This window comes from Rhodopirellula maiorica SM1 (assembly GCF_000346295.1).
GTDB classification, from domain to species: Bacteria; Planctomycetota; Planctomycetia; order Pirellulales; family Pirellulaceae; genus Novipirellula; species Novipirellula maiorica.
The window spans coordinates 1-5,796 of sequence record NZ_ANOG01000062.1; the positions used below are offsets into that span (position 1 = coordinate 1).

Below are 5,796 nucleotides of genomic sequence, written 5' to 3' on the forward strand. Positions count from 1 at the left end.
CCGCAGACTGGTCTTGCTTTTCTTAATGTTCTTGCCCAACCCATATTTCTGCCCGGCGCCTTAGCGGCGTAGAATGGAAACGCCGGAAACATGATTCGAGTGAGCGGCGTCGTAGTATTGCTGGTGACAACGTTGGTTACTGATTTGGGCAGGAAAATGAAGGGGCAGGGAGATGGCATACCGCACTTGGTTCTGCTCCCTAACATATTTTTGCCCTCCATGTTTTTGCCGGCCTGCGGTACGGCGTTCAGCTCGTAACATAAATACTGACGATCTGGAAAACTGTACCGACGACTAACGAGGGGCATTTCACCGCGGCGTTGTATTCGCCGAGTCCTCCACCACCCGTGAGGCCAAGGGAGAGTCCTACCGCAATCCCGCAGACGATTATCAGGAGGAGCATGAGGAACCACACTCCTCAACTTGGTTCCACGGCATCTTGGCCAGCATCAGCCCCATGCCGCAGGTATCGGTCAGCCCCGCAAAGACTAGCCCGGCACCGACAAATGCCGAGAGCCCCAAGAAGCTGGGATGGACAAGCCAGCCGAGTACCACTCCTAACATCACCAGCAGCCCAGCAGCAATTCGCACCTGCCGTTCAAGCGAAATTACTTTTTGGCCTCGCACTACTGGCAGCCCCGCCCGCTCCCATGCCAACGTACCTCCTTCAATGCTCAAAACATTGTCGACGCCGGCCGCCTGGAACTTCTCATAGGCTTTCGCTGCCCGACTTCCCGAACGACAAATGACGTATAACGGCTCCCCATTGCCGGCCGATGCGAACGCTCGCGGATCGAGTGTGTCGAGCGGCATTAATCTTGCCCCTTCGACGTGGATCTCGGCGTACTCCACAGGTGTCCGCACGTCGATCAATTCGACGACCTTACCTGCCTCACGGTGCCGCTGGAGTTCCTGCGGGCTAATGGTCTTGACGTTCATCAATTCACTTTTTCTCTCTTTGGTGCCCGTGTACTTGGTGCCCGTGTACGCCGGAGCGTTTTCGACAGAGTACTCTGTTCTTCCTGTAAATGGCGAGTCGCGCCGCCATAGCCGCTCGACAACACTAGGTATTAAGTTTGGGGCGGAAACGAAACGTCGCCACTCTATTACTCCATCGGTATGCTTGATTGTTTCCGGTGCCTCGCGCGAAGTCAATTCTCGTTGATCTTGAGGGGCATCCAACATGAAAGCAAAGGAGGCGATTGAGGTCGGCTTCGACTAATTTAAGGCTAACGCAGGCGGCGTCAGTACCTCGGTGGCACGCATGAGTCGCAACCGTCGAGTTGCCATCGCGAACCAACTTGCAAAGACTGGGCGTCATCGTCACCAACTAGCGAAAAACGTTTGCAACGCGTTCTTACGGTCGGCTAAAATCCATTCAGCAATCATTCAGTGTTTAATTGCGTGACACATGGCAACTTGGCGTACGGTTACTCTCGCCGGCAACAAATGTGAGCGCACTTCTGCCGCGAATTCAGTCTGAAAAGGTTGGGAATCATGCGTAACTTGGTCGCTGCCATTGCTTCACTTCTCGTTGCTGGAATCTGCTTGGGGCAGGGGCTCAAACCGATACCAGACAACGAATACAATGCCCTGCCACGCTATGCACCCACGGAAACGAGCGAGATCGTAACTCGTACGGTCAACGGCCAGGAGGTGAGTGAAGTTCGAATTGTCGACGGCCCACTACCGCCATTACCTCCTGCGGTCGACCTAACACCATTTGCACCGGCCCCCGGCTACCAAACGTTCGAAGATTGCACTGCTTGGGCGACTGCTTACTGCTGCCTGTCGACGCAAAACGCAAGCTTACGAGGGATCAATCGTCCGAGCGAATCGGTAGACTTATTCAGCCCGCGATTCGTCTACTCACAAATCAACGGCGGCAGCGACAGCGGGTCCTACATTTTCCGCCCCAACATGGGGCCTGACGATTCGGCTGTCGGCTTGTTTCAGACGAGAGGATGTAGCTCAAATCTTTTGACTCCCTATATTCCTAAATCGCAGAACAGCACGGGATGGGCAACTTTGCCGAACAACAACTCGTTCGTCGAAGCAGCGAATTACCCTCTCTTTCAACACACGAAATGCGAGACCGTCGACGACATTCGATACGCGTTGGTATTTGGTATTCCGGTTGTCATTGCAGCCTATACTGAGCCATCGTTTGACTCCTTCAGCGGACCAGGAATTTACACATGGGGTGGGATTAAGCAGGGTCGCCATGCCATGTGCATCATCGGCTATGATAACGTCAGGCAGGCGTTTCGCGTACAGAACTCCTGGGGGCAAAACTGGGGTGATCAGGGGCGATTTTGGGTCGGGTACAATGCGTTCACAAAGCTGAATACGCCGCAGCGTAATGACGGCTGGTGCTATGAGGCCCATGCGATCATCCTTAGCTTTCATAAGGGTACCCAGCTCCGAAGTACAACGAACCCAACCGTCTCGTACTATTTTACACCGGATGGCGGAGTACTACGCAAAAGCGACGGTGTGAGGATCGCAGCTCCAGGGCAATTCCGCGCAGTCGAGTCGACCGGTTATTATCTTTACGGTCTCACGAACAATGGCGATGTTCAATACTTTCACGGAAACCACTGGGATGAGATCACGTCAGCGACATTTCCTCAGGGCCTCAGTGGTGGTAAGGCAAAAATGATGGCAGCATCCGGCAGGTTTCTGTACATCATCACCAAAGCGGGCAATATCTGTGGACGAGTACCGGGAAACCAAAGCAGTAGTGGCTTTCCCTATTGGGAAAAGATCAACTTACCCAACGGAAACCCGCCGATCGACATTCGCTTTCGAAATGGCGACATCTATGTCGAAGCCGATGACGGAAGCCTCTACAAACGAATTGCCGGAAGCGGATGGGATTTGCAGAACTGACTGTCAGCCTTGGCTTCGGAAAAAGGCAAAAACATGAAGGGCAAACCGATGGGACGCCGCGGAGCAATGAGTCAATAGAGACGCAGCGTTATGTTTTCGAGGTTAGAGCTTGATCCAGCCTATTCGGATCGGCTCCAGAAGCTCGACCAAATGCCCCATTGCTGTTCCGTGAAGATATTTCTCAACTTCTTTTGTCGTTCCGCGTAAAATTTGTCTCTCACATCTCGCTGCGATTCTCCGTCGAGTGTTTGGAACTTGGCCTCTTTCGTCCTTATGCACTGGGAAGGGGCTGCCGTGGGGGATGCACCAGAGCCCACACGAGGCGAGCAATGCGAAAACCGAAACTTGAGTCCAACGAATCTCCTGAACAACGGTTAGCTGGCCTCGCAATCGGTAACAACTATGCGTCCGTAATGTTCTTCACGTGTTCATCAACTCGGTCACTGGTTATGGACGCGATCGTAAACACGAATTGCATGTCGTCAAAGTTCTCCTCAACAGACAACGCCTCGAGTGAAAAAATCGAGTGGGCCACGTTGTGCCGCACCTGCACAATGTGATCCAGTCGCGTGCAGACTTTGTCCGACGGTAGTTCCTCGGTGGTCCACGCATCGGATATTTTATTGATGCCCGTCGCGACTCTGAAAAGCGCGTCCGTGTTCTTGACGTTTGGTGTGTTGAATGGATATCCACCTCGAATATCAAATCCTGCCCGCCGCAGTTGTTTTCGTCGTTTACGCTCGTCTTTATCGCTGAGATCAGGCAACAGCGGGTCCAATGTCTGGAACGCATTTAAGGCCGTCCCCTGCAGAAACTGCTGCCAGCCGGCGACGAGCAAAACGACATAACAACCGACCAACAGCCCTTGCTTTTGTGGAAGATGACGGACTTGTTTCAATTCGAGGTCTTTCACAGCCGGCTGAAGTGGATCGTTCTCGCTCTCTCTCAATTGCAGTGTCTTGAGTTTGTTCACCATCCGCTGAAGTGATTCGAGATCTTCGACGGCCTGCTGAAGCTGAGCAATGTTCGCCATGCGTTGGCTGAAGGTTTTCAATGGGCTCTTTTGCAAACTGATAATTGGCATTTGCTGCCCCCTCAAATGACGGCACTTCAGGAAAATTATCGCAATTGCTACTTTGCCGACTCGACGCGACGGGCCATCCAAGCGAAGGTGCGATTGAAGGACTTCACGCCTGCTGTCCCGATTAACGTGTTCTCGTCAAGGGACCGCCCTTCGTAAAGAACGCCGCCCTTGTTGAAGCTGATCAGGATCTTGCCGGCCGCAGGTGAATTCCAGCGAGAGTCATCTCTGGCGAACGGTTTCGTCAAGGTGCTCGTCTTCTGCGATTCGACCGTGTAGTCGTCATGGAACGTTCTCGGCAGGTTCATGTATCCGCAATGCGCGCCAGGTTAGCGAGGCTCCTCCGAGATCCCGGCCTGTACCGACCATCCGGTTTTTGGCGGCCAGAGTCCCCTCATAGCGAGCTCGTCCATCCGAGAGTGTGAAAACGAAGGTTTCTTTACCGGGCGACGTCCATGACGATCCACGATGCCAACTCGTCCGACGCGCGGAAACGGTATAGTCGCTGTTGATTGTGAGATCGGACAGCCGCGGTTCATCCGGTTCGCTTAACCATGCCAACAACACGCGGCGTCCGCGCAAGCCATAAATGTAGGGGTTGCGGCGGAGCGCTTCGGTGTACTGTTCGAACGCCGCTTCTCGCTGCTCCTGCGCTTGCAACAGAGCGCCCCGGGCGGCGAAGACGTAGGCTGATTCCGAGTCCGCTCGGTTGGCCGCGTCAATCTTCAGCTTGGCCGTCTTGTAGTCGCCCGCTTCAATGAATGCCATCGCGATGTGACAGTGAAGCATGGCGCTGTTGGGAAACTCATCAGAGAGTTCGTTGTAGATCTTCCAGGCCTCACCCTGTCGATTGAAGTAGCGATACGCCTCGGTCTGCAATAGTCTTTCCAGCGGCGTGTTTGCTTTTAAGACTAACCGCGCGGCCATGCGTCGACTGAACTCGCCACTTGCCTTCGCGTAATGCTTGTACCAATCCTTGCTGGCTGTCGCGACCAGCGCTTCCGCTTCGGCGGCAGGATCTGCGGCGTCAATTGTGGCGGCACGGCCAAACAGCAATCCGAAAAACAACGCAGGAATGAGAAGAATTTGGGAGCGCATGGCGTGAACCTCACCAAATTGATCATGTCGGTTGACGAGACGTAGCCTAATTGTAGCACGTCCGTATTCCATGCCGCCATCAGCCGTTTGCTGAAACCGACAGCAGGCCGGGGCAAAGCACGCGCCTTCGCCGGTACCAGCGTGCATGAAAAAGTGTGCCGCTATCCTCCGCCTTTTCTCCCGTTTTTTCGCGGTCCCTCATGTCCGAGGGACTAGAGTCGGTGGCTCTCGCCGATTTCGGCCGCCGCCGAAACCTTCTTGCCCAATAAAACGCCCAACTGCGCTGAAAAATGCGTGATTCTCAGCCTAACGCGGCGGTACCGCAACCAAAAATGTAGCGGAAGTCACCAATCGGGGGCGCGCCAGGAGCGTATTCCAAGGCGGTGAATCCATCGAGCAACTCCTGACACGCCGTCGCAATCGCAACGCCGTCCGGAGTCATGCTCAATCGATTGGGAAACATTGGATGGCTCGCGCCCTTCCGCTAAGAAAGCCAGCCAAAGTGGACAACGCTCGGGGCGATCCGCAGGTTCTGAAACCGCGTCAATCCTGCGGTCATTTCTTTTGACGGCACGCAAAATCGTTCAAGAAGCGTCCAGGGCACCTCCCTAAACTCATGGTGTTGAAGGGCAAGTCAGCCCGGTCGAAGCATTCGCTTCGCCCCCATCCATGAACGCCAAAAAACGCTTTCAAACACCAAGTAGGATAAGAATTCGATGAATCTT

The 5,796-nt window shown here is 54.2% G+C and carries 6 protein-coding genes; 1 reads left to right on the forward strand and 5 read right to left on the reverse strand.

Features of this window, described 5'->3' with window-relative positions; translation table 11 throughout:
* Positions 1-390: 390 nt before the first annotated feature.
* Positions 391-939: a rhodanese-like domain-containing protein gene (locus RMSM_RS01900; protein WP_040763608.1), complete on the reverse strand. Its 549-nt coding sequence runs from the start codon at positions 937-939 to the stop codon at positions 391-393.
* Positions 940-1,497: 558 nt separating this feature from the next.
* Here RMSM_RS01900 and RMSM_RS01905 point away from each other — a divergent pair.
* The gene (locus tag RMSM_RS01905; RefSeq protein WP_008690764.1) at positions 1,498-2,892 is read left to right on the forward strand and encodes a C1 family peptidase; all 1,395 of its coding nucleotides are present in this window, start codon (positions 1,498-1,500) and stop codon (positions 2,890-2,892) included.
* 400 nt (positions 2,893-3,292) lie between these two features.
* On the opposite strand, the gene RMSM_RS01910 is transcribed toward RMSM_RS01905, so the two are convergent.
* The 4 genes from RMSM_RS01910 to RMSM_RS40550 form a co-directional block, all read right to left on the reverse strand.
* Positions 3,293-3,976: a HEPN domain-containing protein gene (locus RMSM_RS01910; protein WP_008690766.1), complete on the reverse strand. Its 684-nt coding sequence runs from the start codon at positions 3,974-3,976 to the stop codon at positions 3,293-3,295.
* A 47-nt stretch (positions 3,977-4,023) separates the two neighbouring features.
* Positions 4,024-4,281 (reverse strand): hypothetical protein, encoded by a 258-nt coding sequence (locus tag RMSM_RS01915; RefSeq protein WP_008690768.1) that lies wholly within the window; start codon positions 4,279-4,281, stop codon positions 4,024-4,026.
* On the reverse strand, positions 4,256-5,143 hold the full coding sequence (locus RMSM_RS01920) for a tetratricopeptide repeat protein (RefSeq protein ID WP_144057298.1): 888 nt from the start codon (positions 5,141-5,143) through the stop codon (positions 4,256-4,258). Before RMSM_RS01920 ends, RMSM_RS01915 begins: the two co-directional genes overlap by 26 nt.
* Before the next feature lie 229 nt (positions 5,144-5,372).
* A complete protein-coding gene (locus RMSM_RS40550; protein ID WP_008690775.1) occupies positions 5,373-5,534 on the reverse strand; it encodes a hypothetical protein in 162 nt (53 codons plus the stop codon).
* Positions 5,535-5,796 lie beyond the last annotated feature (262 nt).

Bases quoted from the DNA above. Each gene is read 5' to 3' on its own strand.
- RMSM_RS40550 (WP_008690775.1), bottom strand. From the start codon at position 5,534: ATGTTTCCCAATCGATTGAGCATGACTCCGGACGGCGTTGCGATTGCG.
- RMSM_RS01915 (WP_008690768.1), bottom strand. From the start codon at position 4,281: ATGAACCTGCCGAGAACGTTCCATGACGACTACACGGTCGAATCGCAG.
- RMSM_RS01910 (WP_008690766.1), bottom strand. From the start codon at position 3,976: ATGCCAATTATCAGTTTGCAAAAGAGCCCATTGAAAACCTTCAGCCAA.
- RMSM_RS01920 (WP_144057298.1), bottom strand. From the start codon at position 5,143: ATGGAATACGGACGTGCTACAATTAGGCTACGTCTCGTCAACCGACAT.
- RMSM_RS01900 (WP_040763608.1), bottom strand. From the start codon at position 939: ATGAACGTCAAGACCATTAGCCCGCAGGAACTCCAGCGGCACCGTGAG.
- RMSM_RS01905 (WP_008690764.1), top strand. From the start codon at position 1,498: ATGCGTAACTTGGTCGCTGCCATTGCTTCACTTCTCGTTGCTGGAATC.